Raw genomic sequence first — 26,331 nt, 5'->3', positions numbered from 1 at the left:
TCCGGCTTCGCCGGAGTAGGGCTTTAAAAATATCCCTATCAATATGGGATTAAAGAGGATTTTGGCAAGGTCGCACCGGTATTTTTTTTAAATTTGAGGCGAGGTGGAGCTTCACTCAGGGTAAAACACAAATAGACGGTATCTTACATCGAGAATAGCCTTCTAGAGGGCGGAATATTTTCGCAAAGGGGCGAGTATGTCACCAGAGCAAAATGTCGAGAAGGTCGAAGGTGGGCCAGAGAATCAACCGGTCAGTCAATCGAGCGGGCAGGGATCGAGTTTGCAGTATTTTTTTTCCTTAATAGATGCCAGGAAGCCCATTTTGGTGGTCGGCAGTGGTAACGGCGATCTTTTGGAAAAGATTAAAAATCATGGATACCAAGGAGTGGGTCTGGAAGAGGATGCCGCTCTTTGTAAGCAAAGTCATGACCGGGGATTTGATGTCATAGAGGGCTCTATCAAGAATGTCGCCTCATTAAAGATTCCCAAGGATATTAGTGGTGTTTGGGCTGGCGTGGCATTCAATCATATAGATGAAGTTGATTTAACCCATATCCTGGGGATCATTCATTTGATTTTGCCAGACAAGGCCCCTTTTCTTTTGGCAGTTCCCAGAGGTGAAGGCGTTAAGACAGAGGCGACAAGTGACGGGAAGACTCTTACGACGCAGTTTTATACGGAAGAGGAATTCGAAAAACTTCTTGCCGAGAAGAATTTCAAAATTGGCTGCAAAGACTTTACGCCAAATCTTTTAACTGCGGTGGTAACCACCTAATGAGGCCGCAGGCAAGCTATGGGTTTAGTTCTGAGCGGGCTTGATATGGGGGAGTATTTACTTTGGGTTTGATTACTTTGAAATAGTGATCAATGGCAACTTCTGCATTAAAGAACAATCGGGAACCCAAAGTTTTATCCCAGCCGGATTTGCGGACGACTTCCAGAACATTGGGATTTAGCGCCGCCAACCATTGAATACCCCCCTGCGAGGTCAAACGCTGATCTCCGTCTATAAACATTTTCAGAGCAGAGTATTCGAGATCAGGGACGCGACTCATGTCCATCAATAAAATATCAGGTTTGTATTGGGCAAGAAGGTTGGTTATTTGAACAGAGATGTTTTGTGCGTTCAGAAAGAAAACTCGCCCTTCGGGTCGAAGTATTAAGAGTCTTTCAAAGAGTTGATCATCAGGGTGTTTTTCGGGATCATAGGGGCGAAGAATATTTGTTCCACGCTTTCTGGCTAATACTGAGACTCGCAGATTCGCGGTTTGGCTGGATAGCCCTACAAGGGACATGATAATGGCGATCACTATTCCTTTGAGGGTGCCAAACAAGAGCACGCCAAGGCATGCCCCCAGGGCCCAACGAAATTCCATATTGCGAATTTTACGAACCTCCTTAAATTCTTTCACTTCAATGAGTCCAACGGAAAAAATGATTACAATGGCAGCGAGGGTCGGGTAAGGCATAACAGCTAGAGCTGGGGCAAGCAAGAGCATGGTTGCCGCAGAGGCAAGGGCGACCACGATGCTGGTTTTTTGCGAGCTGCCCCCGGCCGCTCTGACAACTGCGGTTTGAGAAGTGCCACCACCGCAAGGCATGGCCCCAAAGAGGCCGCCGATGGCATTGGCGGCTCCAGTGGCGATCAGCTCGCGATTGGAATTGATGGGTGGCTCTCCCGTTTTGTGAAAAGCGCGGGCCACGGCGATGCTTTCGGTGAAACTCATAAGCGCGATTCCCAAGGCACCCGGAATAAGGCTTTGGATCAAGGAAAGATCCGGCAGGGTGAGCGGCGGCAGTCCTTGAGGGATTTGGCCTACGATGGCGACGCCTGAACTTTGTAGATTTAAAAGCCACGAAGCTAAAATGCTACTTGCCACCACAATGAGTGATACGGGTGATTGCGGAGCAAATTTCTTCAGAAGAAAAAATAATAAAAATGTCCCTGACGCCACGAGAAGGCTCATCAAGGAATAATCCGGCAAATGTGTTACCAGACTTGCCGCATCTTGAAAGAAGCCTTGCTTGGCAATGTGGAGCCCTAGAAGTTTCGGAGCTTGATCCAGAACAATGACAAGACCAATGCCTGCCTTGAAACCAATAAGAACCGGGGTCGAAATAAAATTGGCGATGAATCCAAAGCGCAATATTGCGGCTATCAACAAAAAGACTCCGACGAGAATCGTGAGGGTCGTCGCAACCGCAAAGACCTTGCTTAAATCTCCATCGGGAACAAGTTGTGTGACCTCGGCCGCAGTCAGAATGCCGAGCGTTGTTGTAGAGGTGACGCTGAGAACTCGGGAGGTTCCCAAAACTGCATAGACCAACAACGGAACGAGAGCTGTATAGAGACCGACAGAGACTGTAAGTCCTGCCACAGTGGCATAGGCCATGGCCTTGGGGATGATGACCGTAGCAGCGGTCAATCCGGCAAATATGTCCTGCCGCAAACTTTGCTTTTTCGAGGATGCCGTTATTTGAGCCATAGAATTTAAGGTACTACAGGCTGCTGAATATTTGAAAGTGTCGGGCTTGTGCATTTTGACCGCGGTAAGTGAGCTGTAAGATGGCATATGATGGAGCATCTTGGTTACTGAAGTATGGCCGTAGCGTCTAAAATAGAAGAGTTAGATTCGAAAGATCATAGCATGGGGATGGATATGAATATCGATATGAGTAATGACCGAACATCCAAAACAAAAAAGGTTTTGAAAAAGACTGTGAGAGAAAAGAAAAAAACCTCCTCGCAGGACACGGCTAAAAGAGATGCGAAAGAATCTGTTAAGGAAACTGAAAAAGAAAAAATCAGCAATAAGATTTATGAAAAGGAAATAAGGAAGCTCCATGTTGAATTGGTTAAGCTCCAGCAATGGGTTGTATATAAAGGTTTGAAAGTTTGCATTCTTTTTGAGGGAAGAGATGGCGCCGGCAAAGGAGGAACCATTAAGGCTCTTACCGAGCGAGTCAGTCCCCGAGTGTTTCGTGTGGTGGCCCTTCCGGCCCCTACAGAAAGGGAAAAAAGTCAGATGTATCTTCAGCGCTATGTCTCTCATCTTCCATCCGCTGGGGAAGTCGTGATTTTTGATCGCAGCTGGTACAATCGGGCTGGCGTGGATAGGGTGATGGGTTTTTGTACGAAAGAACAAGTGGAGCATTTTCTTAAGATGGCTCCACTCGTGGAACGAGCCATGGTGGATTCCGGAATTATTCTTTTGAAGTACTGGCTGGAGGTTAGTCCGGAAGAACAGGAACGAAGACTTGAAGATCGCATTCATGATGGGCGCAAAATCTGGAAACTTTCCCCCATGGATGTGAAATCATTTAAATTGTGGGATGAGTTTACGAAAGCCCGGGATGAGATGCTTGCAGCCTCAGATACGTCCTGGGCCCCCTGGTATGTTGCTGTTTCCGAAGATAAGATGCGCGTGCGATTGAATGTGCTCAAACATATTCTTGAGCAGATTCCCTATAAAAAAGTTCCGCAAGAGGAAATAAGGCTTCCAAAAAGAAAGATCAAGAATCGCGTGGGGGATGAGAGCAAGTTTAAACTTGTTCCAGACGCGTATTAATTAAAACGACTCTCTTCTTTGCGAAGAGAGTCGTTTTAGATTGATTCATTTAGTAGTGAAAACTCATGCGATCCGAAATTGATTTCGGAAGAGTGGGAACTTTTGAACGTGGAATAAAGAATGTCGTTAAATTGAAGAAGTCTGTGAAGATCTTATGCTTCGAAGTGGCATCCGCCAAATATTTATGTCCGCTCGATCCACCCGTTCCAATTTTTTGTCCCAGCATTCTGTAGGCCATCAAGGCGTGACGATAGCGCCATGTGGTCATGGTCTCGTCGATATCCAGCAAAGCACGGATGATTCTGAATGGAGTTTGCAGAATCGGTTGGTCGCGATAGAGCTGGATCAGCAGGGCTGCATGTAGACCTTTGTAGCTTAAACGGAAATGCCCTTGCGCGCGCAGTTCGTTGAAGGCTTTTTCATCAAACAAAGCATCGAAGGTTTTTAATGATTCTTGAAGTCCTTTAACATTCTTGGCTTTTTCTTCTTCGTTCAGGCGAGTGTTGACGTTCACGGTGTTGATGTCGTCCTGGAACATCTGATTGACAGCTTGTTTGTAGGTATCCCAGAAGTTGAAGTTTTCACCTTGTAAGAACGGAGTGCGCTCTAGCCATTTTTCCACAGCATCAAAAAGGGACTGCTGATTGAGGACTTCGTTCATCTCCTTTTGTTGGTCTTCCATGAGTGATTTGTAAAACGGTGACTGGTTGTAGGCCAGACGATCCTCAACACGCAGACCCAGCTTCGTTTCAATCAGACGCCACTGAAAGCTTTGGAATCCCGAGGCAGGGTAAAGCATGTCGCGGAAATCTAGGAAATCCAGAGGTGTCATGGTTTCCAGAACATCCACTTGTCCGATGATAAGCTTGAGAATGCTAACGATGCGCTCAAGGCGAGCACTGGCTCTGCCCATTTGTTCTTCTTCGATTTGTGGTTGCTGGAAAGTTTTTAGAACAGAATCCAATTCAAAAAGAATCTGCTTAAACCACAACTCATAAGTCTGGTGAACGATGATGAAAAGCAATTCGTCGTGGGCTGGTTTTTGGTACTCAACACTTTTAGGGTGTTGAGCGTTGAGCAGCTTTTCGATATCCAGATAGTTGTGATAGTGGACTGGAGGATATTTCATCGTGATCTCCTATTTCGGCGAAGCCGGAGGGTGGACATGTTCTTTAAGAGCTTGTGCGAAGCCCTGGATGTCTTCACTCTTGGTGTCCCAAGAGGTCATCCAGCGGCATTCAAAGGTGTTTTCATCCCAAACATAAAAGAAGTACTTTTCACGCAGGCTTTTCACCCATGCTGAGGGAATCTTAGCGAAGACAGCGTTGCTTTGAGGTTTTTCTCTGACGGTGATCTGAGGGATTTCGCGAACGGCTTCATACAATTCCTGCGCACGCTGTAGAGAGTTTCCGGCAATTTCTTTCCAAAGATCATTCTGGAAATAAGCCGTGAACTGACAGGCAATGAAGCGTGACTTCGAGGGAAGTTGACTGCTTTGTTTGCGGATGTATTTAAAGTCGTGGGCCAGGGATTTGTTTAAAAAGATCACAGCCTCACCCATTAAAAGACCATTCTTGGTGCCACCGAAAGAGACGACATCCACACCTAAATCAGTGGTGAATTCCTTGAAAGATTTGTTTAAGTGAATAGCAGCGTTAGCCAGGCGTGATCCATCAATATGGACATAGAGTTTTTTGCTCTTTGCCCAAGTGATTAAGCCTGTGAGTTCTTCTATGGAGTAAGTCGTACCAAGTTCGGTGGGTTGAGTGAGGCTCAGAACTTGAGTTTGTGAATAGTGCTGATCGCCTCTGCGGATAAAAGCCTTTTCCAGCTCCTCCACGGAGATCTTCCCATTTCGAGAAGGCAGCGGGATCAGTTTGCATCCGGCCATTTGTTCGGGAGCGCCACATTCGTCAACATTGATATGGGCAACATCAGAACAAAAGACAGATTGATAAGGGCGAGTGAGAGCTCGCAAAGCCGTAACGTTCGCGGCAGTGCCATTGAATACAAAAAAGACCTGAGCCTCAGTACCGAATTGTTTGCGAAACTCCTTGATTGCAGCCTCGGTCCAATCATCAGTCCCGTAAGAGGGTGCATGTTCGATATTGGCCAGAGCAATGGACTCCAGGATTTTGGGATGGACACCCGCATGGTTGTCGCTGCCGAAACCGCGTTTCATAATTAGGCCTTGTTAAGAGTGGCGAAGATAAAATTGTGAGCGAGTAAGGCTGCTAATTTGCAAGTGCGTTTGTCTTGATCCAAAGGAGGAGAGACTTCGTAGATACCAAGGCCACGCACGTTGAAATTTTGAATCAACCAATGCAGGCTGTTGAGGAACTCTTTGGTGAAAAGGCCTGTAGTCCAGGATTGACTGCAACCGGGGGCTTCATTCGAAGTGAAGGCATCAATATCGACACTCAGGAAGATCTTCTTTTTCTCTTTACCCTTGAGATAGTTTTGCAGCAATGATTGGAGACCTTGCTCATTCACTTGATCTAAAGTGAATACCGAAGCGCGATGTTTCTTTGCCCATTCGATGTGATAACGACTGTTGCATTGATTTTGAATGCCAACTTCAGCGAAATCGACTTTATCGGAAAATTCAGTGAGCAGGCGGTGAAAAGGGGTTCCAGAGTTGAAGCCTTTGTCTGTCGGGCGTACATCCATATGGGCGTCGAAATTAATCACCACGGCGTCATGGGGATGGGCGTCTAGAAAGCCCGTGCTATCGCAGTAGCCATAATCATGACCGCCACCAAACGAAACCCAATGCTTGTTGTTCTTGGCCAGGTGACGAATGAGTTCGCGACCTTTTTCATGGCGCTCGGCCAGGGGATTTTCTTTATCCAGGTCACCCAAATCCAGAATCTTCGGCAAACGAGTGCTCTCAAGATGCGGAGTCATTTTATAAAGATAAGTACGGATCTCTTTGGGAGCCACCTGGGCACCCACGCGACCGCCATTGAGAGCGATGCCTTCATCATCTGGATATCCCAGAATAGCAAAATCAATGTCAGCGAATTGTTTGTTGGAAGGATCTAGGTCGCCTTGAGCAAGAAGCTGTACGCATTCACCAAGTCGAGGATCTTCTTTATCGTTTTTGGTGAAAAGAAGATGCTTGTCGATGGGATGTAGCCAGCTCATTACTTTAGAGGCTCCTGTTGCGAGTAAGAATCAATGTCTTAGTCACAGCACCGCTATCAGAGTCGTAGAGCTTCATGATGGCCACTTCTTTGCTGAACTGGATAGTCGCAAATGTCGTGCTTTTCGCATCAGAAAGGAACATCACCCATTCTTTTCCTTCAGAAGGCGTGACGCTGTATTTGTAGCGAATAGATTTGCCGATAGTAAAATCAGCGGGCTTTTCAAAAACGCGTTTGAAGTCTGTTTTTGTCTGCGGATAGAAGAATAATGTGTTGAAGTCGTGAACGGCGATCAAGCCTTCTTTGCTGAGCCAGGTGCCAAGCATTCTCTTCAAGCCCACATAGTCGACGCTTTCAACAACGGCAACACAAGCTACTTTATCAATGAGGCCTGAGGCTGTGAGAGAATCACCGGGAGAAAGTTTTTCTAGAGCTGCTTGAGCGTCGCTATTTTTTGTTTCGATGCGATAGTAAGAGCATGCATCGTTAGACTGCAAGAGGATGTCTTGGCCTTTTCTTTCGATAGTGCCTGAAACCGGTTGCACTGCAACGGCCAATGTTGATGAAACAAAGGTGAGGACGAAAAGTAATAATCGCATGGGTCACCTTGTTTCATGGCTCCGAAACCCGGTCAATAGTAAAGCTACTCTAACTTTTGACAAATTGAGTCAACTGCTAAATTAAACAGCATTTTCCCATGTTCTTCAGAGCAAAGAGCAGGATTTGATCCCATCCTTCCATCCGAGAATGTCAAACGAAACTCTTTGGGCGACATCGGCCAATGAGGGCGTTCCGGAGTGGGCTTAAAATCCATTTTGGGGACATTTTTATACGCGTCGGGATGTGTGAACATGGTCACTGAAATTTCTCCGCAAGTCGCGTGGAAGCCATTCTCGTTGCCGAAGTTTTTACTTTCATAAGCTGTTACTTCCGGAAGATGCCACCAGTTGAAAAGCTTGATGTCGTAATTTTCGTCATTTTGCTGAGCTTGGCAGAAGGCCGTCGTCAGAGGCGCGATATTGCCGCCGTGGCCGTTAATAAAGGTGAACTTCCTGAAGCCATTCTTAGCTAAGCTTTGGATGATTTCAGTGACGACCTGAACATATGTAAGAGGACTGAGGGTGATCGTGCCAGGGAAAGCCATATGATGCACAGCCATACCGAAACACAATGGCGGGGCGACCAGGGTGTTGGTTTTCTCTCCAACCACCTTCGCAATTTCCCAGGCAGATAGAAAATCAATACCAATCAAACCCGTAGGCCCGTGTTGTTCTGTGGATCCGACCGGGACGATAATGTGCTTACTGCTTTTTAGATATTCTTCGATCTGAGGCCAAGTTTTTTCTGCTAGATTCATCGACATATTAAACTCCTGAGAGGGAATGGACTTAAAATCAGCTCTTATGTCAGATGCCAATCTAAATCTCTTGCTCCTGTATATAGAGCAGACCTAAAATAGACGCAAATGTCTACGAATAACGAAACCTGTCAGATTGCTTTTCCGTGGAATGGAGTTTTGCCCCCTTTGGCAGAGACTGTTATTCTGCGTGACATTGAGGTTGTTGGAGTGGGAGCGAAGCGCCGCCAGCAAATTGAATCTTTGCAGAAGAGCAAACACGTGATTTTGCAAACTCATGAGTCGCAAATTCCAGATGCCGTGCGACCGATTTATGACGAGGAAATGCTACGGACTTTGCAATGGCTTCGACCTGTAAAAATTCAAGCCTCTGAAAAAATCGATCTGCATAGCGAACAGCAGAAAATATTCTCGAAAATTTTCCCACTCACTGAAAAGGCTTTCGGTTTTTCTGCCGCCAAAGTGCGCGATACTTACTTGCAGGAGATGGAGTGGAGCAGTTGGCTATTGCAGGATCATTGGCGCTACTTTGTGGGCTTTCTTCGTCAGCGTTTCCCTCAACAAAAGCAAATTGTTGATTTGGCTTTTTGGGAGTGGGTGCATGCGTGGCTTGAGATGCAGCCTTTTGATTTGAATGTGAAATCAGAGCCGGGGATTCTTACTGTTAATCCCACCCTGCAAATCGTTCCTCTGTTGGAACCCAACAGGGTCCTTGATAAAGAGCAGGGAATGTATTCTTTCATCTTTAGTGCGAAAGAAAATCGCGTCGTGGAAAGACCTTTACAAGCGGCGGAAGCGTTCATTCTGGATCTACTTCAGGAGGATCGCAAGTACAGCGAAACACAAATCATAGATATGGCGCTCTTAAGCGAAGATGCAAATGCACAACTGTCTAAGGATGAGTGGCAAAAGACCCTGCAGTCTATGTTGGCGGCGGAGATCCTGATTCTGGGGAGTTAATCTTTCGAGCGTCGAGGAAGTCGTCTTTGATGCGATCGTAAAAAGAATGCTTTTGAAAAGATCTTGAGATTCCCGCTGCAACTGCTGCACTGATCATCATAGGAAAGAGGGCAGAGTGACGATCGGTCATTTCAAATATCAAAATGAAAGCTGTAAACGGTGTTCGCATAAACCCTGTCAGGAAAGCGATCATTCCCGCCATAATCAGAAGATGGTGATTGTGGGGCCAGAAAATTTGTGAAAAGAGTGAGCCCATTGCGGCGCCAATTGCCAGCGATGGAGCGAAAAGTCCGCCGGCCACGCCAGCCAAAGACATGAGCAATGGCCCCGCGATGCGCACTAAGATATCAGAGGGGGTTGCCCACTGTCCGTTGAAGAGCAGGTCAAGAATTAATAACTTGCCGCCGCCAACGCCAGTTCGGCTGAGAAAGTAGATTCCAAGCCAAAAGAGAAATCCGCAAGCAAGATTGAGAGCAATGAGTTGTTTTGCGCCTGTGAATTTTTTGCGAAATTCTGCAATGCCATAAAGAATAGAGCCAAAGTATGAACCAATAGCTCCGGCCAATAATGAGATTCCGATAACGTTAATATAGGTCGTGATACTGACTGATTCAAGAGTGGGAAAACCAAGATAAAGGTATCCCCCCATGAAGGTTTGAACCAAAATGCCTGTTGTAATAACGGACCACAGAACGTAAGTTTTGAAATTATTGAAAGTATCTTTGCTAAGTTCTTCGAGTGCGTAAGCAATGCCTCCGAGTGGAGTGTTGAATGCAGCCGCAAGACCTGAAGCTCCCCCCGCGAGTATAAAAGTTCTTGATGAAATTTGTTGAATCCAGTGCGTGGATTTTTCACCAATGCGATAGAATATCCCAGAGGCAATTTGTAAAGTCGGACCTTCTTGTCCTACGGCTCCTCCCCCCAGAACGCAAATTAAGGAGGCGAGAATTTTTGTGGCAATAACGCGGATTCCAATGAGGGAGCGGATCAATGATTTGTCTTTTGCGGGATCAAGTTCGTTGGCGATGAGCATTTGCGGGATGCCGCTGCCTCCGGCTTGGCGGGCAATTCTGTAAGGGATAAACCAGCTTAAGAATATCGTAAGTAAGGTGGCCGTTAAAGAGAGGCTCCAGTGAGTGTTATTGATAAGCCAAAGCGCCCCTTCTTCCGCCTGGAAGAAAACTTTCGAATAAATAATGGCAGTGCCAGCTGCCGCAAGACTTGCCACGAGAAATGGAACCAGGCGAAGAGATTTTTCATATTCAAATTTATTGAGATAGTGCTGAAGTTTGGATCGCCATGAAGGTGTTGTCATCCTTCTAGAAATACTCCCTGATTGTTGAATTGCAAAGCACTTTCTAAGTCTCTCTTGGGGTGAATTTTAAGGTGTCGTGGCATTGGTCCATGCGCCTGCGCGAGTTTTGTAAAACTCATCGAAATCTTTTCGGAAAGTATTGCGAAGGGCGGGTGAGTGCCAATTTTCCATAAGCCGTTTGAATTTTACAGTGTTTGCCAATCGTTGCAGTGTCGAATCTAACAGCAGAATTGTTTTGCGACCCCATTCAGTTTTACTGCAGGCGATGTGTACAACCACGGCCGAGCGCTGTTCTTCCGCCTCCGCCAAAGCAAAGCGGCCTAAGACCATTTTGTTGCTTTCGAGATAGTTGACGACCTCTTCATATTCGAGGGTGAAGTCAAACTTTTGCGCGGACAGCATGTTGAGCAGGCTGGAGGACTCCGGAGAGCCGGGAATAATTTCGACTGTGGAATTTTTTTTGCGACTTGCGATAATCGCATCCAAAGCTGTTCCATAGGAGCGTGCGGTGGAGAATCCACCATGCAGATTTTTTTCATCAAGCAGTCGGGAAAGGGAGATGACTTTCGCCTCAAACAGCTTTGTTTTCCAGTCAGCTTCCCGAAAAACCAACTGAGGGGGAGGTTGAATATAGAGGGCTGTGAAATAGGCGATTTTTTCGCGGTCGGGAGTGCGCAAATGGGAAACATTGCAGGTGTTTGGTTTTTGAAGGCGCATTTGTTCCAAAGTGCCTAAAGCATAATAAGTCGACTCAAACTGCACTTCGGGGTGTTCGCTTTGTATTTCGTCTTGTAAGTAGTTTAAAAGCTGATCAATAAAGCCCTGGCCTGTTCTGGGTCCGGTGGCTTCAAAATATGGAGGCCAACTGGGTTTATACCAGATAATGCGCTCTTTTGCGTTGGCAGGATGTGAAGATGTGATGAGTAGAAGCAGCCAAAACAGCATGAGGACTCCGCAGTTGAGTTTATTTTAGCGGGGTCTGAATTCCAGCACATCATGTGTTTTGACTAAAAAAAATGGGGCTGTCACAGCCCCGTGAATAATGAAGGTGCTGTTACAACCCCGTAAATACTGAAGGTGCTGTTACAGCCCCTTCATGATCTCGTTCAAAAATTGAATATGTTGAAGAGGATGTTTGCCGACATGCTCAATCATCAGTTTCTTTGCAGCCTCAGCTTGAGGAACACCTTCAAAAGTGATGAGGCGGTCCATGGCGTTGGCAGAGGACACAATAACTGCCAATGGGTCGGTGTCTTTTTCACGCAATCCCAATGGGCCGGTGCCGTTGGAGGTCTCTTCATGCTGAGCGATGATATTGATAACAGCCTGGTCGAAATGCTTTTTATCCTGAACTTTTTCAGCGCCGGTTTGAGGATGCTTCTTCCAATTTGCCAAATCTTGCGGGTTCATTTTGTCAAGTGGCTGGCTTAAATTCAAACTCGAATGATGGTGTCCATAGTCGTGAAGGAGTGCGCCCAGAGTGAGGAGCTGCGTTTTTTTAGGATCACTGATTCCAAGCTTCTGAGCGAGTGCAATTGCCAAGGTGGAAACCGTCACACCGTGATGGGCAATATTCTTATCGGTGTTTTCGAGTTTCATGACAGACGTAAGAGCCTGGGCGTTGCTCATGATAAAGCTAACGTATTTTCCAGCCGCATCTTTCGCGTAATTGTAGGACTCAACATTCTCAGGGTTCTCAAAGACTTCTTCGGTGTTATTTTGTTGCGCACCTTGGATGATTTCAGCGCGAGTCTGAATGTCTTTGTTTGAGGTGTTATCGTAGGCAACTTCAATGTTCTTTTGCAGATAGTTGCGATAGGTGATTTCCTCATCCGTCAGGATGTACATTTTTTTCAGTTTCTTTTCTTTGAGGCGTTGTAAGCGATCGCCTTCGAAACTATCGCCACGACGAAGGTAGAGAATCATTTTTTCATTGATCTTTATATAGGCGTTAAAGTCGATCTTCTGATCGCCGCGTAATGTACTTACGCGAATAGAGACATAATCCATTGCCTAGAATTCCTTCGGTTGCTATCGTTAAGCGGATGTCGATTGATAAAGAAATTGTAGAAGATTTTGTAGCCGAGTCAAAGACCTTAATTGCAGAGTTGATAGACCTTCTCGAAAGTATTGAAGGTGATTTTTCTCGCGTTCAAGAGTTGGCGAATTATGGCAATAACGTGGATCGCATCATGGGTGGTGCGAAGAATCTGGCGTTGATGGGTGATGACAACCACGCATTACCATTAATTTCTGATTACGCAGCCCTGTGCAAAGCCGTAGGTTATAAAGCCTCACAAATCAAAGACAATGAACAGTTCTTTAATATATGCCTAGCACTTTTGTTGGATGCGACAGAGACTTTGGAAGTTTTATTGGAGCATATCTATGATGCGGCAGATGTCTTGCGCAATACGATCCCAGAAGCCTTTATCGAACGTTTGCGATGGGTTTCGCAGCAGTTCTCTGAGGAATACAGTATGAGTGTGAATACGGGCCAAGCAGAGAAGAAGATGAAGCAGTCAGAGATCGATGATCTTCTCAAGAAGCTGGGTCTTTAAGATTTCTCAGGTTCTACAGAAGCCAGCTTTTTCAGAGTCCAGAGGGCCAGAGGTCCAAGTTTTTCATGGTGAGTGAGCTTTTGAACTTCTTCTTTGAGGGGCAAAAGCTTTTTATTCCCCGCCACTATGAGCGCATTCTTTTTAAGACCAAAAGATCCCGCCCGCGCCAAAGGCGTTCCCCAAAAATCTTTTTCAAGTTTTTTACCTGATGCGGACAGAATATAACGTAGATCTTCCGTTAGACTCTGCGTTTGTTCTTCATTCAGCGTTAGATTTGTTTCGATGGAAAGTTGTCCCTTGAAAACTTTCTGGTTCCAAGGGCAGACGGTCTGGCAAAGATCACATCCAAAAAACCAGTCGCCAATTTTTTCGCGCAATTCCTCAGGAGGAAGAGTGCGAGATTCAATGGTCAGATAAGAGATGCATTTGCGTGCATCCATTTTGCGAGGTTCGAGCAGGGCTCCTGTGGGGCAGATGTCAATGCAGCGAGTGCAGGTGCCGCAGAAGTCAGGGACTGGCTCGAACTCCGTCGTCATTTTTAGCGAGGTATAGATTTCGCCGATGAAAAACAAGCTGCCTTTCTTGGGGTGAATCAGGCAGGTGTTTTTTCCTACCCACCCCAAGCCGGCACGCTTTGCCAGGTCGCGCTCCAGAATTGGACTGCTGTCAGTGAAAGATAAAAACTCTTCGTCAGGAAATTTCTCTTGTAAGCTGGTGCATAGTTTCTGCATGCGTTCGCGAAACCAGAAGTGATAGTCCATTCCCTGAGCGTAAAGGCTGACTCGAGCAGCCTTTAGTGGAAAGTCGGCTTTGCCTTCGGGGTGTGGAAAATAGGGAATAGCAAAGACCAAGGCGGATTGAGCCCGGGGCCACTTCGCTTGCGGAGTTTCTTTGATCGGGGCGTGATCTTCGAGATATTTCATATCCCCATGCAGGCCTTCGTTCAGCCACCCCTGATAGAACTCAAAGCTCAGGGGTTTTGACAACGCCGAGAAGCCGAAATGAGAGAATCCCAATTCGGGCAATTCATCTTTGATAAGTTTAGTGATAAGTGCGGTCATCTCCTGAGGCGTCACAAGAACAAATTCTTTCTTTCAGTCCAGTCTTTATCTAAACTATTTGCTATGAGTTCAGCGCAGTCAGTTCGACAACTTATCCACGCCCACCCACATTGGGGTGCTGTGCAAGCAATCTATCATAGATTGGTTGCTAATGGCTACTGTGCCTTTTTGGCAGGCGGCTGTGTGCGTGATGCTCTTCTGGGTTTGGTGGCTCATGATTTGGATATCGCCACAGATGCGACCCCGGATCAAATTGAAAGTCTTTTTGAAAAAACCGTGAATGTCGGCAAAAGCTTCGGTGTTATGCGAGTCATTGTCGACGGGGCCGATATTGAGGTGGCGACCTTCCGTACGGACGGAGACTATAAGGATGGCCGCCGGCCTGACTCAGTGGTTTTTTCCTCTCCGGAAGAGGATGCAAAAAGACGTGATTTTACTATCAATGCTTTGTTTTTTGATCTTCAGTCAGAGCAAGTGCTGGATTTTGTGGATGGTCAGATAGATCTTGAGCAAAAAATCATCAAAACCGTGGGGCAGGCTCGATTTCGCTTCCAAGAGGATCAGTTGAGACTCTTGCGAGCCGCCCGCTTTGCCGCGCAGCTCAGTTTTGCTGTTGAAGAGCAGACTTTATTGGCTATGACGGAAATGGCTTCGGCAGTGAAGAATGTCAGTGGGGAACGCATTCGTGATGAGATGGGCAAGCTCCTCAAATCAAAAAATGTTTCTTTAGGTCTTGAGGTGATGAATCAGAGTGGTCTGATGAAAGTGCTATTCCCGTGGCGGCAAGGCAAAACCGATTGGTCTGCCATGGGGGCTCAAGAACTTTGGCAAAATTTGAGTTTGTTTTTTCGAGAGGCTTCCCCGCCAGATCTTGCAAAAGGTCTGGGGTTGTTGAGGCTTTCTGCCAAAGATCGTAAGGCCATCGAAGAGTCCTGGGAATTGTGGCAGCAGCCAGAAGCGTTTTTTACAAAGCGCACAGGATCCAAACTTCAGCTATTGTTGAAAAGCGGCGTCGATTGGGCTCTTCAAGTGCTGCTTCAAGAGAAGAAGTTTGTGCCAGAGATCGAAGCTGTTCGAAAGCAAAAAGCTGCGTGGGGAGATTCATTGCCGAAAGCCTTTTTGAGTGGTGATGATGTAAAGGGCCTTTTGCAGGGCGAGGCGATTGGCCGATGTTTGCAAGAGGTGTATTGGCTGCAACTGGAAAGACAATTGGGAAGTCGCGAAGAAGCTCTGTTGTGGTTGAAAAAACATTTGGAAAAAGGTTCTTAAATGGAAGATGTCTACGTACCCAGTACCTGGAAAAGACTTTTTGCCTTTGGGATAGATCAAATATTCATTTTGTTGTTCTATTTTCCATTCGCAAAAACTTTCGTGCAGCTGTTTTTCACCGATGAAGATGTGTATGTCTCTTTGGGGAAGCTTCTGGTGATGTTCCTGGTTCCTGCTTTGTATGAGTTTGTTTTCTTGATGATTCTTCAGGCAACTCCGGGAAAGTGGTTGTTGGGATTGAAGGTCGTTCCTGCGCATAATGCCTATGCTGAATTGCAGAGTGCTCAGTGCATCTTGCGGCCCTTGGTGAGCCGCTTGAGCTTCTTTTTTGCCTGGGCGATCTATGCCTTCGCTTTTTTCAAATATGATCGCACCCATGTTGCTGACTGGGTGGCGGAAACCAGAGTCATTCAGTTCACGCCTCGGCCAAGACGCCCGCAGATTCGCTGGATCTTAGGAGTCTTTTTGGTTCTATCTTATGTTTATGAGGGGGTTGTCTACTCCTCGTCGGTATTAGGCCAAATTGATTGGGCGAGCAAGCGTGTGGAGCTTCGTTCATTGTTGAATGTCACTGAAATGGTCGATGTCGCTGAAGATGGTGAAGATTGATCAGGCTTTAAATCTTTTGAAGATTTGTGTGCTTAGAATCAAATCCACTTCGGCCTCGCCGGTCAATGCATTTTCCTTGAGGTTTGTGAGGGCCTGAACTGGCGTAACGGCACCTTTGCCTTCTTGGAGGGCAGTCATTTCATGGAATTGATAGGCAATTCCTAAAAGCTTTCCAAAATCGGTAATGTCTTCGCTTTTAAGGCCCTTTGGGAAACCTTTGCCGCGGATGGTTTCACGGTGTTGCCCGATGGCATCCGAGATTTCTTGAGAAATGGGAACTTTTTTGCTCTTCACCATAACGATCGAACGATCGGGATAGCGCTGATATTCTTTCAACTCTTCCGCATTCATTTGTGCCATGGGTTTGACGGCGATGGTGGCGGGGAGTTGCGCCAAGCCAATGTTGTGGAGAAGGCCTGCGATAGCAGCGGATTCGCGCTTTTCGGGGCTCCAGTCCAGAAGCTGTGCAAAATAGGCAGCATAAGCTGCGACACAAATACAGTCGTGATAGTAGGTGCGATTGTTGCCTGCATAGCGACAGACTTCGTCATAGATTTCAGAGGGACTCATAGTTTTGTTGAGTTCCAGATCAAGAACGATCGATTTACACTTATCGTAAATGATTTTCCCTTCAGCATAGTCCGTAGCGGCGCCATTTAAAAACTGTCCCATGAAGTCATAGATTGTTTTCATCGAACGATGAAACTTCTCTGTCATGGAAATCGGGAGAGGGATGTTACGCATGCTCATGATGGTGCGGGCGTATTCAAAGAACTCTTTCGTCTGAGTTTTTTTGATATACATCTGTTGGCGCATCGCTTTGAATTTATCAACATGGCGTTGGTCAATAACATCACCAGCCCGGCGCATGATGATGGATTTGCAGTTCGCAGGAAGATGAACATAAACATCAAAGTTGATGTTCACCCCGGCTTCGATATCGCGCAAATCCACGGGCATCAAAGCGGTGATGGGAATGTGATCCCCATCCATCTCGATGGGCGCAAGTTGCAGGACCATATCGGTGATGAATTCGCGGTCGAAGTTGATATGCATCACTTCAGAGGCGCCATTTTTTTTAACAACATTAAAGTCCAAAGAAGCTTCAGCGGAGTGCAAAACAATCAAAGGGCAGTCTGGATTATTCATCTTGGCAGACTGCACCCATTCATTGGTTTTCTGAGTTCCGTCCTGACCGTCAATGATAGCCAGAATTGGTTTAAAGCCTTCGGGATTGTGGTCGAGCAATTCGTCGACGGAAGAAAAAAACTGTAACTTGTACGGGTAGAATCCACTCAGGATAGACTTGATGGTTTCAAGGAAGCCTTTGCGAGAGCTTCCTACGATCACATCAACAGTCTTTCCCGAGTTCTCGGACATTATTGCACCGTGATCTCCACATAAAAAGTGGATCCGTTGGTCAAGTTGAAGGGGATAACCAGAGTGGCGCCCTTATCAGCATGAGAAATTTTAAAGTCACCAGAGATAACAGTTGGAATCGCCATCTCGAAATTATAACCAAGTTGATTCAGGGTTGTTTTAGCAGACCCATAAATCATATTTGTCATTTCGCCCACGGCATCAGAGACCTCGCCGTTGATCTCAGAGTATTTTTCGCCCAGCATATTCTCCAGGATGTGGAAGATGCTGTCTTTGCCATAAGAGATCAAAAGAGTGCCTTTGAGGGGAGGGGCGACCATGCCGACCATGCCGGCGATTTCACCCTTCAAAACGAACTGTGGTTCGATGAAGGGTTTTCCCGGGCTCGCATCGGTCGAGGCGATTGTTTTTAAGGTTTTTAAAACTCCGTCAACAAAGGCGTTAATCAGCCTTTTATCGAATAGAGGGTTGAGTGCTTCCACTTTGGGTGCAGCAGACATTGAGTTTCTCCTAAGTTATTAATCCGGTCGTAATTAAGACGCTTTCGCTGATGGATAGTGCTTCGCGTACACTCTTTCCATCTTGCCCTTCAAAGTTTGGGAGTTGAAAGGCTTAACAACGTAGTCAGAAACTCCAGCCTTCGCGGCTTCTAAAATATGTTTTTGCTCAGACTCTGCGGTAACCAACATAAAAGGTGTTGATTTGAAGCGAGGGTCTGCCTTGCAGGCCTTAAGAAGGTCAATTCCCTGCATTCCTGGCATATTCCAGTCAGAAATGATGAATTCATAAGGCTTACCTGCGTCATGAGCTGCCTGGATCATCGGAAGGGCTGTTTTGCCGTCATCCGCTTCCTCGACATTGGTATAACCAAGCTCAGTTAGGACTTTTTTGATGATCTTTCGCATAGTTGCGAAGTCATCCACCACTAAAAACTTTGTTGTATTTGGAAACATAATATCTCCTGGATATTTGGCTTTTTGTAAAATCCTCATGCTTATCGGTCTAGTTTTTTAAAACTAGAGTCCAAAGCTATTGCGAAACTGGGAATTTATGTCAGACTTTATTACAGGTGGTCGAGCTACTTTTGGACATGAGTCCTGGGTAGCGTAAGGTTTAGGATTTTAAAACTAAAACAATTTAGCGGGAGGGAGCAAGGATGCTCAGAGATGTCCTCATTCAAAAAGGTCTTTCAAATAGAGAGGCAGAAGTTGCTGAACTTGTGTCTAAAGGCTTGTCCAACAAGGAAGTTGCGAACCAGCTTTTTGTAACTGAAAAAACAGTTAAATTTCACCTCACTAATATTTATAAAAAAATGAATGTGAAGTCGCGTGCACAGTTGATCGTATGGTGCTTGCCTCACCTTGGTTTTGTTGAAAGCGAAATTCGCGCTGAAAACAACAATCAAAGTGCAGCAACTACGACTGCATTCAATAACAACGCAACTCAAACAATCCCTGCGGGATCTGCGACTGTTGCGGGCGCTACAACTCTTCCAGGTGGCGGAATGAACCGTAATGGTAATTCAGACATCGGTATGGGTGGCATCTAATCTGCGCTCCTAGCGTTGACTAGATACTCTCTTAAAGAGTTAAATAAAGGCACGGCTGAATAAGCTGTGCCTTTTGTTTTTTTTTTACTCCGACAAAGTCGGAGTGTAAGTAAGCTAGCTGAAAGTAGGTCCCCATGGCCGCTCCGAAGAATGCCAAGTCCGTTGCTTCCTCTCAAGTCATTATGACTCAACTCGTTTTGCCATCTCATACCAATGCTCTGGGCTCTGTTTTTGGTGGCACGATTATGTCGTGGATTGATATCGCGGCAGCAATCGCAGCACAAAGACATTCGAACAAAGAAGTTGTAACAGCCAGTATTGATCGTCTTGATTTCGTCGCTCCGGTTTATAAGGGCTGGGTGGTGAATCTTCATGCGAGCGTAAATTTCACTTCCAGAACCTCGATGGAAGTTGGAGTTCGTGTTGACGCTGAAAACCCAAAGACCGGAGAGATGTTCCATACGGCTTCAGCCTATACAACTTTTGTGGCTTTAGGCTCCAACGGAAAACCAGCAGACGTTCCTGAGTTAATTTTGGAAACAGAAGATGATAAACGTCGCTTCTCTGAAGCTAAAGAACGTCGTGCAAATCGCCTGCGTAACAGGCCCAGATCGAACGATTCTAAAACTTAAATTCCAGAGTGAAAAACCTTTCTTGAGTTCGTAGGCCAAGCGATTCCCTCGCTCGGTGCGATCTTGAATTGCATATTTGAAATTTAAAGATTACTGCGCCGTAAAAGTGCGCCATTCTTCGGCGTGCTGTTGAGTGTGTAGGCGGCATTTTATGGGGATCTATCTGTAAATTGTTTGTTATTTAGGCATGAAGTTGGCATCCAGATTGTGATATTAATTCTGGAGGACTCATGTCGTCGCACGATCTTACATTGTGTATTGTTTGTCTTTTAACTTTTTCGCATACCCCTTTGGCGCAAGCTCAATCTGAATGGGGTCGTGAAGGGGGCGCTTATTCATCTGCGACCTTTGGAAATGGCTCAGCTTATGGTCCTTCCATTACTGGCGAAAATTCCATGCAGTGGAAAACCTTTGAAGTACGGTTTGGTAAGGAGTGGGAGCGCTCTCAGGATGGCGCTGAACTTCGGTTTGATGCCTTTCATTTCAATGAAGGTCATCCCGAAAACAATCACAGAGACGGATTTGGTTTTCAAGCAGTGGCCAGAAAAGATATCAATTCAATTGTGAGTGCCGAAGCCGGAGTGGGTCCCTATTTTAGTATGAATACGACGATAATTGATAGTGTCGAGTATGATGATCCTCGATTGGGAGCGATGGTGACAATGGCAATTCTAGCGAATATGGATCGCCTTTCGCCAGGGTTGCACATGCGATTTGCGGTGAATCATGTAACTATGCCTGGAGCTGCTTCATCCAACGCTTTTTTGGTTGGAATAGGTAAAGATTTTGATCCTGTTTATTCTCGCGGAAGAGCAGATTCTTATGCTGATTCAACCTGGTATGGCGTGATGGTCGGAGATTCAAAAACGAACCACGGCGGGACGGCTGCTGCTGTCGGGACGGCCATTGAAGTTAAAAAATACTTTGAGCCTCAGTGGGCGACTTCAATTTCCGCCATTGTGGAAGGTGATGATAAAAGTCGGGTAGATAGAAATGGAGTGGCGGTTCAAGGTTGGTTTGTGCAACCCCTCAATGACAAGTGGAGTGCCAGTGCCGGTGTTGGGCCGTACGTTGCCGTGAATCGCAGGGATTCCGGTGAGCCCGAGTTGGATGGTTTGATCACAATTCAAGTGGAGCGTTCCATAGGGAAGAATTGGAAAATCTATGCGAACTTTAACAGGATCGCCTCGTTTAAGAAGAACAATGACAGGGACATGGGGAGAATTGGAATCTCCAGGCAGTTCAATTTGCGGTAGGGTCCTTTTCAACAGTGTCTTTGCCAACGTCTTCGGGACATAGGATATCCAGCCATTTGTAAGCTTCGTCGGCTTGTTTGCTTGCGAGACTTCCCTCGGGGCGTCCCATACTGTCACCGGTTTTTACTTCCTGGCGAACCTTTAAACAGTCGGATGTCTTAATCTCTTTGCTGTTCGCAAGCTTGAAGACAGGTTCTAAAGTATAAAATAAAAGAGAGACTTCTTGCTCAGCTTTGTCGCCAGCTTTGGGGTTCTCTTTTTCATATTGATCTAAAGCACTCTTAAAGGACTTCTCTAAGTCTTTAATTTTTTCGAATTTTAAAGGGGACTCTTTCTGGGCGATTGAACGAAGGGACTCTGATTCCTTGTAAAGATCAGAAACCACTTTAAGTTTTACAGCTAAGGCTACTGAGTTCGAAAGAAGAATGAGTGAAGTAAAAATCATTACGGAGCGACGCATGTGTCACCTCGCAGGTCTTCTGGTGTGGGTGAAGTCTTGTTCATGTTGGTCATGAGTTCCTTCATCTTATCATTGGTCTGACTGACATAGTCGCTTTTTTGTGTGACTTGTTTGATAACCTCAAAGGGTTTCGAGCGATTGTTGAGGCGCAAAGTGCGAATCAGGGATTTGGCCTGAGCAGGGCCACCTGGTCCATAGGCCACCAAAGTCAGTGTATTTACCACATCATTGTATTTGAGCAGTGCCGGGGCGCGATCCGCCAAAGCTTCTTTGATAAAATGATCGCGAGCATAGACATAATATCCTAACCCGTAAACCAGGCTTCGTCCCAATCCTTCGCCAACACTTAACCATGAACAATAGTTCTTCTTGGAGCCCGGTGAAGGAGGAGGAGTTGTTAATTCCTTTTCAATAATTTTCTTAAAAGGGGCGCAAGCGGGGTTGGGATTGGCTGCTAAAGTTTCAAGAATTGAATGAGCATTGCCAGGGGTATACTTGTTTTGTTTGATCACGCGTTTGCTCTTGGGGTCGCGCACTTTACTTGTACTCCACCATCCGGCAATTTCATTGACCGGATCGGAAGTAAGTTGACCGATGCCTACGCCGCCTGAATAGCCAATGTAAAAGTTAAAACCAGTTTCGTTATTAATCTTTCGCAGAATCACACGGGGATCGATGGGATCCTCGGCGGGTGACATGCACTTCAAAGCCTGATTGACTGAGTATTGAACAAAATTGAAGGTCTTCTGATCAATGCATGGAACAGATTCTTTGAAGTTTTCAAAGGCAGTGGGTTGTCCCTTTTTGCAAGAGTAGCCTAAATTTCCCACTTCACGTTGCATGGAGGCCTGAATGCACTCGGCTTTAATTCTGCCACTCGGAAGTGCAGATCGAACGACCTTGTTAATGTCATTTGCAGTCTTAATGGGAGTGCTCGGCGGAGGGCAATCAGTCTTTCCTATAGAGGCCAAGAATGCTTTGGTAAGCGGGTCGTTAGCTGTCTTAAGGGCGTTGTTGATGCTTTGATTCTTACCCAGGCCGCGAGTGCCTTGTGGATCGTTGGCGCAGGTATTGGCTGCAAACGAGTGGTTTGCCTTCAATAAGACCAATGATAAAAGAATTAGTACGTAAGTCCGCATCAGTGGATCTATCGGACTTTGTTTTGTGGCGCTTAAAATATCTGGGAGCAATCTAGGTGAAGGTCTGGTTGAGTCACAGGTTAAATCTCAATCCAGAACGTTATCCCTGCGTTCTGGATTGAAATCTACGTGACGGCGACACTATTTAACCAAATATTCTTTCCAGCGATTTAAAAGCGACGGAGTCATTTGCGTGTAACAAACGGTGCCTTCAGTTGCGGATTCTTTGCGTAGAATCTGTGCCTCGCGTCCCAGGTCGAAGATTTTATATTCTTCAGCGCGTGGGAAATAGAGCTGCACATCCTGCTGCATTTCAGAAACCATCTGAGCCATCAAACGTTTGAGTTGTTCAATACCTTGTCCGGTCAGAGCGCTGACGAAAACGCGTGGGTATTGCTTCACTCTAAATTGTCGTTCTAAAGGTGCGATATCACTTTTATTGAAGACATGGATGATCTTTTTGTCGGCCCAATTGAACTCTTTAATAAGTTCTTCAACGACTTCAACCTGTCTTTCCATATTTGGAGAAGACAAATCCACCACATGCAAAAGGACATCTGCTTCTGCAGATTCTTCAAGTGTTGCTTTAAAGGCCTCGATCAATTGAGTTGGTAGCTTGCGAATGAATCCAACCGTGTCGGTGACAACCGCCGGAGGTCCGTCATTCAAAAAGATTTTGCGGGTCGTTGGATCAAGGGTGGCGAAGACTTGATTCTTCGCCATCACCTGGGCGCCAGTGAGTTTATTCAGCAGGGAGCTTTTCCCTGAGTTGGTATAACCAATCAAAGCAAAGGAAGGGATTTCATGGCGACGACGGGATTGTCTGTGTTGCGCGCGATTTTTACGAACACCTTCAAGTTTTTCTTTAATGATGGCCACGCGCTCACGGATGCGGCGACGATCGTTCTCAAGAGCCGTCTCACCAGGGCCGCGGGTGCCGATACCACCACCTTGGCGGGAAAGTGATTCCAGCCAGGCGCCAACCATGCGGGGCATTTGATCCAAAAGCTGGGCCAACTCCACTTGAAGTTTTCCTTCAAATGTTTGAGCTCTTTGCGCGAAGATATCCAAGATCAATTGATTGCGGTCAATCACTCGAGCCTTAACAATCTGTTCTAAGTTACGCTGCTGAACTCCGGAAAGTTGGTGGTCCATCACGATTAAATTGGCTTTGCTATCGCGAACCATCTCGGCAACTTCTTCGACCTTGCCGGATCCGATGAGGGTGGCAGGATTCCAGGAAGGAAGAACTTGAATAATAGAACCAACAACTTCTCCGCCAGCGGCGACGACAAGTTCTTCTAATTCCAACAAGTTTTCTTTGATTTCGGTGAGAGGTTCGGACTTCAATCCGACACCAATGACAATGGCTCTATCGTGGGCTTGGACCTTAGCTTGAGTTTGATTAGTCAAATCTAGCAACCCTCCATTAGTCTTAATGGTAGCACCGCTGCGGCGTTCGTCAAAGTTAAATTTTCATTTGAATTGGCCTGTTTTGGCCCTCGAAGAGAGCAGGTCGAATGGTGAAAAAACGGTTAATTATTTTCTCAAATTTGCATAAAAAAAAGGACCGCCGGAGGGCAGTCCTTTGACTAAATTAAATTCGAAGTCGGGCTATTTTTTAGCGCGAGATTTCAAAACCTCAGTGATGTACTGTGCTTCCAGGGCTGTGAAGACAACCGAGTTCACGATGCCATCCACAGTTGTTGTTCTTTGCAGAACATTTGATGATCTTCTAACTCCGGAAAGGAATGGTCCAATCACTTCCACTTTTCCAACTTGTTGGATCAGCTTGTAGGCGATATTGGCAGATTCCAAATTAGGGAAGATCAGTACGTTGGCTCCGCCTTTAAGGTCAGAGAACGGGAAGAGTCTTTCCATGATTTCTGGGTTCACTGCTGTGTCCGCCTGCATATCACCATCGGCCATGATTCCAGGGCGTAGTTTTTTCAGCAACTCAGCCGCTTTCTTCATTTTGGATGGCGTGCCTTCGCTACCGCTAAAGTTGGAGTAACTGAGCATGGCTACTTTAGGTTCAATGCCGAAGTACTCAACGATGTTAGCCGCTTGCAAAGCAATTTGTGCGCACTGTTCTGCTGTAGGGTTGAAATTCACCGTGGTGTCCGCAAGGATCAAGAACTTGTCTTCAAGAAGAATAATGTTCAAGCCCGCAGGTACGCCGCCTTCATAGACGCCCACAGTTTGCAAAATAGGTTTCACGGCGTCTGCATAATTGATGGAAGCTCCGTTGACCACGCCGTCGGCATCCCCCATGGTGACCATCATCGCTGCAAAGTAATTAGGATCCGCCATAAGGCGTTCCGCCTCACGCATATTGATGCCTTTGCGTTGACGAAGAGTGTAGAGTTTTTCCACATAGCTGAAATATTTTGGATACTGAGCAGGGTGGATGATCGGCACATCTTTCAATGAAGGAATATCAAGTGCCGCAATTTTTTCTTTTACGCGATCTGGGTAACCCAGCAAAATAGGCTGGCAGATCTTTTCTTCCACCAAAGTCGCCAAAGCTTTCAATACTTTTGAGCTGGTTCCCTCAGGGAACACGATGCGTGGAAGTTGACCGCCATTGGCTTGTGAGTTTTGGTGAACGCGGTTGATCGCTGAACGGATGAATACTTTTGAAGGGCCTTGAAGTGCTTCCAAAGATTCGCGGTAGTGATCCCAGTCTTCAATTGGACGACCTGCAACACCAGAATCCATTGCTGCTTTTGCAACAGCCGGAGCCACCCACATCAAAACGCGGGTATCGAATGGTTTTGGAATCAAATATTCGCGACCAAACTTAAAGCTCTTGCCGCCATAAGTTGCAGAGACTCTGTCGGGAACGTCTTCACGAGCCAATTTTGCCAAGGCTTGAACAGCCGCGAGTTTCATTTCTTCGTTGATCTGTGTGGCGCGAGTATCCAGGGCGCCGCGGAAGATCGAAGGGAATCCAAGCACATTGTTTACTTGGTTCGGATAGTCAGAACGGCCGGTGGCAATAATCGCATCCGGACGAGCTGCGCGGGCTTTGTCTGGAGTGATTTCTGGTTCAGGATTTGCCATGGCAAAAATAATAGGATCTTTCGCCATATCTTTTAGCATTTCCGGAGTGAGGGCGCCGGCTACAGAAAGACCCACAAAAACGTCAGCACCGCGAAGTGCTTCGATGAGAGTGCGCGCTTCAGTTTCAGAGGCGAAGTACTCTTTGTACTTATTCATTCCCGCAGTACGACCTTTGTAGATCACGCCTTGAGAATCGCACATGATGATATTTTCGCGACGAACACCCAGTGAAATGAAAATCTTCGCGCAAGAATTTGCAGAAGCTCCGGCGCCGTTAACGACGATGCGGATCTGATCCATTTTGCGATTGGTAACAGCCGCTGCATTCAAAAGAGCTGCGCCAGAAACAATGGCTGTTCCATGCTGATCATCATGGAACACCGGAATTTTCATTTCTTTTTTCAAACGCTCTTCAATTTCAAAACACTCTGGAGCTTTGATATCTTCCAGATTGATACCACCAAAGGTAGGTTCCAAAACTTTCACCGCGTTACAGAAAGTGTCGACGTCATTCGCAGCGACTTCGATGTCGAAAACGTCAATGCCAGAGAATTGTTTGAAAAGAATCCCTTTGCCTTCCATCACCGGCTTGGAAGCGTGAGGCCCGATGTTGCCCAAGCCCAGAACCGCAGTTCCGTTGGAGATAACGCCGACCAAGTTTCCTTTTGCCGTATAGTCGTAAACTTTTGAGGCGTCTTTAGCGATCACTTTGCATGGAGCTGCAACACCCGGAGAGTAAGCAAGAGAAAGATCTTTTTCAGAAACGCAGGGCTTGGAAGAAATGACTTCAATTTTTCCTGGTTTGCCGCGTGAATGGTATTCAAGAGCCTCTTGGTCGAAGTTGTTGGTAGCGCCAGTTTTGATGTCGTTCTTGATGTCCGTGTTCTTGTCCAAGGATTCTCCTTTACCTCATTACTTTAACGAAGCCCTGCTGAGAATTTTCATCAAGCCTTTTGGGGGCTTAGAAGGGTTTCGGTAACAAGTGCTCTTACTCTAACGGAT

26 protein-coding genes are annotated in these 26,331 nt (G+C 46.3%); 9 read left to right on the top strand and 17 right to left on the bottom strand.

Going from position 1 to position 26,331, the window contains the following annotated elements; genetic code table 11:
• Positions 1–196 precede the first annotated feature (196 nt).
• On the top strand, positions 197–775 hold the full coding sequence (locus tag NWE73_RS17800) for a methionine biosynthesis protein MetW (RefSeq protein ID WP_277579719.1): 579 nt from the start codon (positions 197–199) through the stop codon (positions 773–775).
• Positions 776–791: 16 nt separating this feature from the next.
• On the opposite strand, the gene NWE73_RS17795 is transcribed toward NWE73_RS17800, so the two are convergent.
• Positions 792–2,486, bottom strand: a complete 1,695-nt coding sequence (locus tag NWE73_RS17795; RefSeq protein WP_407652972.1) for a SulP family inorganic anion transporter — start codon at positions 2,484–2,486, stop codon at positions 792–794.
• Positions 2,487–2,720: 234 nt separating this feature from the next.
• On the opposite strand from NWE73_RS17795, the gene ppk2 reads away from it, so the two are divergent.
• Positions 2,721–3,569 (top strand): polyphosphate kinase 2, encoded by an 849-nt coding sequence (gene ppk2 / locus NWE73_RS17790; RefSeq protein ID WP_407652974.1) that lies wholly within the window; start codon positions 2,721–2,723, stop codon positions 3,567–3,569.
• 49 nt (positions 3,570–3,618) lie between these two features.
• Here the strand turns inward: ppk2 and NWE73_RS17785 are convergent, their stop codons facing one another.
• Genes NWE73_RS17785 through NWE73_RS17765 form a run of 5 tightly spaced genes read right to left on the bottom strand, consistent with a single transcriptional unit; the run spans position 3,619 to position 8,078 of the window.
• Positions 3,619–4,698, bottom strand: coding sequence for a tryptophan 2,3-dioxygenase family protein (locus NWE73_RS17785; protein WP_277579716.1), 1,080 nt, complete (start codon positions 4,696–4,698; stop codon positions 3,619–3,621).
• A gap of 9 nt (positions 4,699–4,707) precedes the next feature.
• Positions 4,708–5,751 carry a threonine aldolase family protein gene (locus NWE73_RS17780; protein WP_277579715.1) on the bottom strand — a complete coding sequence of 348 codons (1,044 nt, stop codon included), beginning with the start codon at positions 5,749–5,751 and terminating at the stop codon, positions 4,708–4,710.
• Positions 5,752–5,753: 2 nt separating this feature from the next.
• The gene (locus NWE73_RS17775; protein WP_277579714.1) at positions 5,754–6,716 is read right to left on the bottom strand and encodes a formimidoylglutamase; all 963 of its coding nucleotides are present in this window, start codon (positions 6,714–6,716) and stop codon (positions 5,754–5,756) included.
• A gap of 4 nt (positions 6,717–6,720) precedes the next feature.
• Complete coding sequence (locus NWE73_RS17770; RefSeq protein ID WP_277579713.1) at positions 6,721–7,314, bottom strand: hypothetical protein; 594 nt, start codon at positions 7,312–7,314, stop codon at positions 6,721–6,723.
• A gap of 44 nt (positions 7,315–7,358) precedes the next feature.
• Entirely contained in the window at positions 7,359–8,078 is a 720-nt protein-coding gene (locus NWE73_RS17765) for a creatininase family protein (RefSeq protein WP_277579712.1), read from the bottom strand.
• Positions 8,079–8,180: 102 nt separating this feature from the next.
• Here NWE73_RS17765 and NWE73_RS17760 point away from each other — a divergent pair, with 102 nt between their 5' ends.
• Complete coding sequence (locus NWE73_RS17760) at positions 8,181–9,032, top strand: hypothetical protein (protein WP_277579711.1); 852 nt, start codon at positions 8,181–8,183, stop codon at positions 9,030–9,032.
• Here the strand turns inward: NWE73_RS17760 and NWE73_RS17755 are convergent.
• From NWE73_RS17755 to NWE73_RS17745, 3 genes are all read right to left on the bottom strand, one after another.
• Entirely contained in the window at positions 8,995–10,347 is a 1,353-nt protein-coding gene (locus tag NWE73_RS17755) for a chloride channel protein (RefSeq protein ID WP_277579710.1), read from the bottom strand. The two genes, NWE73_RS17760 and NWE73_RS17755, sit on opposite strands and share 38 nt — an antisense overlap.
• A gap of 66 nt (positions 10,348–10,413) precedes the next feature.
• Positions 10,414–11,292, bottom strand: a complete 879-nt coding sequence (locus NWE73_RS17750) for a TIGR02285 family protein (RefSeq protein WP_277579709.1) — start codon at positions 11,290–11,292, stop codon at positions 10,414–10,416.
• 138 nt (positions 11,293–11,430) lie between these two features.
• Entirely contained in the window at positions 11,431–12,357 is a 927-nt protein-coding gene (locus NWE73_RS17745; RefSeq protein WP_277579708.1) for an HD-GYP domain-containing protein, read from the bottom strand.
• 35 nt (positions 12,358–12,392) lie between these two features.
• Here NWE73_RS17745 and NWE73_RS17740 point away from each other — a divergent pair, with 35 nt between their 5' ends.
• Positions 12,393–12,908 carry a hypothetical protein gene (locus tag NWE73_RS17740; protein WP_277579707.1) on the top strand — a complete coding sequence of 172 codons (516 nt, stop codon included), beginning with the start codon at positions 12,393–12,395 and terminating at the stop codon, positions 12,906–12,908.
• Here NWE73_RS17740 and queG read toward each other — a convergent pair.
• On the bottom strand, positions 12,905–13,969 hold the full coding sequence (gene queG, locus NWE73_RS17735; protein ID WP_277579706.1) for a tRNA epoxyqueuosine(34) reductase QueG: 1,065 nt from the start codon (positions 13,967–13,969) through the stop codon (positions 12,905–12,907). The two genes, NWE73_RS17740 and queG, sit on opposite strands and share 4 nt — an antisense overlap.
• A gap of 63 nt (positions 13,970–14,032) precedes the next feature.
• Between queG and NWE73_RS17730 the strand changes: the two genes are divergently transcribed.
• Together NWE73_RS17730 and NWE73_RS17725 are read left to right on the top strand one after the other, a co-directional pair.
• Entirely contained in the window at positions 14,033–15,238 is a 1,206-nt protein-coding gene (locus NWE73_RS17730; RefSeq protein WP_277579705.1) for a CCA tRNA nucleotidyltransferase, read from the top strand.
• Positions 15,239–15,847 (top strand): RDD family protein, encoded by a 609-nt coding sequence (locus NWE73_RS17725; protein WP_277579704.1) that lies wholly within the window; start codon positions 15,239–15,241, stop codon positions 15,845–15,847.
• Here NWE73_RS17725 and NWE73_RS17720 read toward each other — a convergent pair whose 3' ends face one another.
• From NWE73_RS17720 to NWE73_RS17710, 3 genes are read right to left on the bottom strand one after another with little or no spacing between them, the layout of a single operon-like run.
• Positions 15,848–17,227 carry an HD-GYP domain-containing protein gene (locus tag NWE73_RS17720; protein ID WP_277579703.1) on the bottom strand — a complete coding sequence of 460 codons (1,380 nt, stop codon included), beginning with the start codon at positions 17,225–17,227 and terminating at the stop codon, positions 15,848–15,850. It abuts the gene before it with no gap.
• Entirely contained in the window at positions 17,227–17,727 is a 501-nt protein-coding gene (locus NWE73_RS17715) for a chemotaxis protein CheX (protein WP_277579702.1), read from the bottom strand. Before NWE73_RS17715 ends, NWE73_RS17720 begins: the two co-directional genes overlap by 1 nt.
• Positions 17,728–17,760: 33 nt before the next feature.
• Positions 17,761–18,180, bottom strand: coding sequence for a response regulator (locus tag NWE73_RS17710; RefSeq protein ID WP_277579701.1), 420 nt, complete (start codon positions 18,178–18,180; stop codon positions 17,761–17,763).
• Between the two features lie 203 nt (positions 18,181–18,383).
• Between NWE73_RS17710 and NWE73_RS17705 the strand changes: the two genes are divergently transcribed.
• The 3 genes from NWE73_RS17705 (at position 18,384) to NWE73_RS17695 (ending at position 20,664) form a co-directional block, all read left to right on the top strand.
• Complete coding sequence (locus NWE73_RS17705) at positions 18,384–18,776, top strand: helix-turn-helix domain-containing protein (protein ID WP_277579700.1); 393 nt, start codon at positions 18,384–18,386, stop codon at positions 18,774–18,776.
• Positions 18,777–18,910: 134 nt separating this feature from the next.
• Entirely contained in the window at positions 18,911–19,408 is a 498-nt protein-coding gene (locus NWE73_RS17700; RefSeq protein WP_277579699.1) for an acyl-CoA thioesterase, read from the top strand.
• A gap of 230 nt (positions 19,409–19,638) precedes the next feature.
• Complete coding sequence (locus NWE73_RS17695) at positions 19,639–20,664, top strand: hypothetical protein (protein ID WP_277579698.1); 1,026 nt, start codon at positions 19,639–19,641, stop codon at positions 20,662–20,664.
• On the opposite strand, the gene NWE73_RS17690 is transcribed toward NWE73_RS17695, so the two are convergent.
• The 4 genes from NWE73_RS17690 to NWE73_RS17675 all read right to left on the bottom strand — a co-directional run bounded on the left by NWE73_RS17690 (position 20,651) and on the right by NWE73_RS17675 (position 26,223).
• A complete protein-coding gene (locus tag NWE73_RS17690; RefSeq protein ID WP_277579697.1) occupies positions 20,651–21,124 on the bottom strand; it encodes a hypothetical protein in 474 nt (157 codons plus the stop codon). The genes NWE73_RS17695 and NWE73_RS17690 overlap by 14 nt on opposite strands.
• Complete coding sequence (locus tag NWE73_RS17685; protein ID WP_277579696.1) at positions 21,109–22,263, bottom strand: hypothetical protein; 1,155 nt, start codon at positions 22,261–22,263, stop codon at positions 21,109–21,111. Before NWE73_RS17685 ends, NWE73_RS17690 begins: the two co-directional genes overlap by 16 nt.
• 141 nt (positions 22,264–22,404) lie before the next feature.
• On the bottom strand, positions 22,405–23,676 hold the full coding sequence (hflX, locus tag NWE73_RS17680) for a GTPase HflX (protein WP_277579695.1): 1,272 nt from the start codon (positions 23,674–23,676) through the stop codon (positions 22,405–22,407).
• Between the two features lie 201 nt (positions 23,677–23,877).
• The gene (locus NWE73_RS17675; RefSeq protein ID WP_277579694.1) at positions 23,878–26,223 is read right to left on the bottom strand and encodes an NADP-dependent malic enzyme; all 2,346 of its coding nucleotides are present in this window, start codon (positions 26,221–26,223) and stop codon (positions 23,878–23,880) included.
• Positions 26,224–26,331 lie beyond the last annotated feature (108 nt).

Origin of the sequence: Bdellovibrio svalbardensis, assembly GCF_029531655.1 — a bacterium.
GTDB classification, from domain to species: domain Bacteria; phylum Bdellovibrionota; class Bdellovibrionia; order Bdellovibrionales; family Bdellovibrionaceae; genus Bdellovibrio; species Bdellovibrio svalbardensis.
Note: the sequence above shows the minus strand (reverse complement) of the source record. Positions and strands in the feature narration are given on the sequence as shown.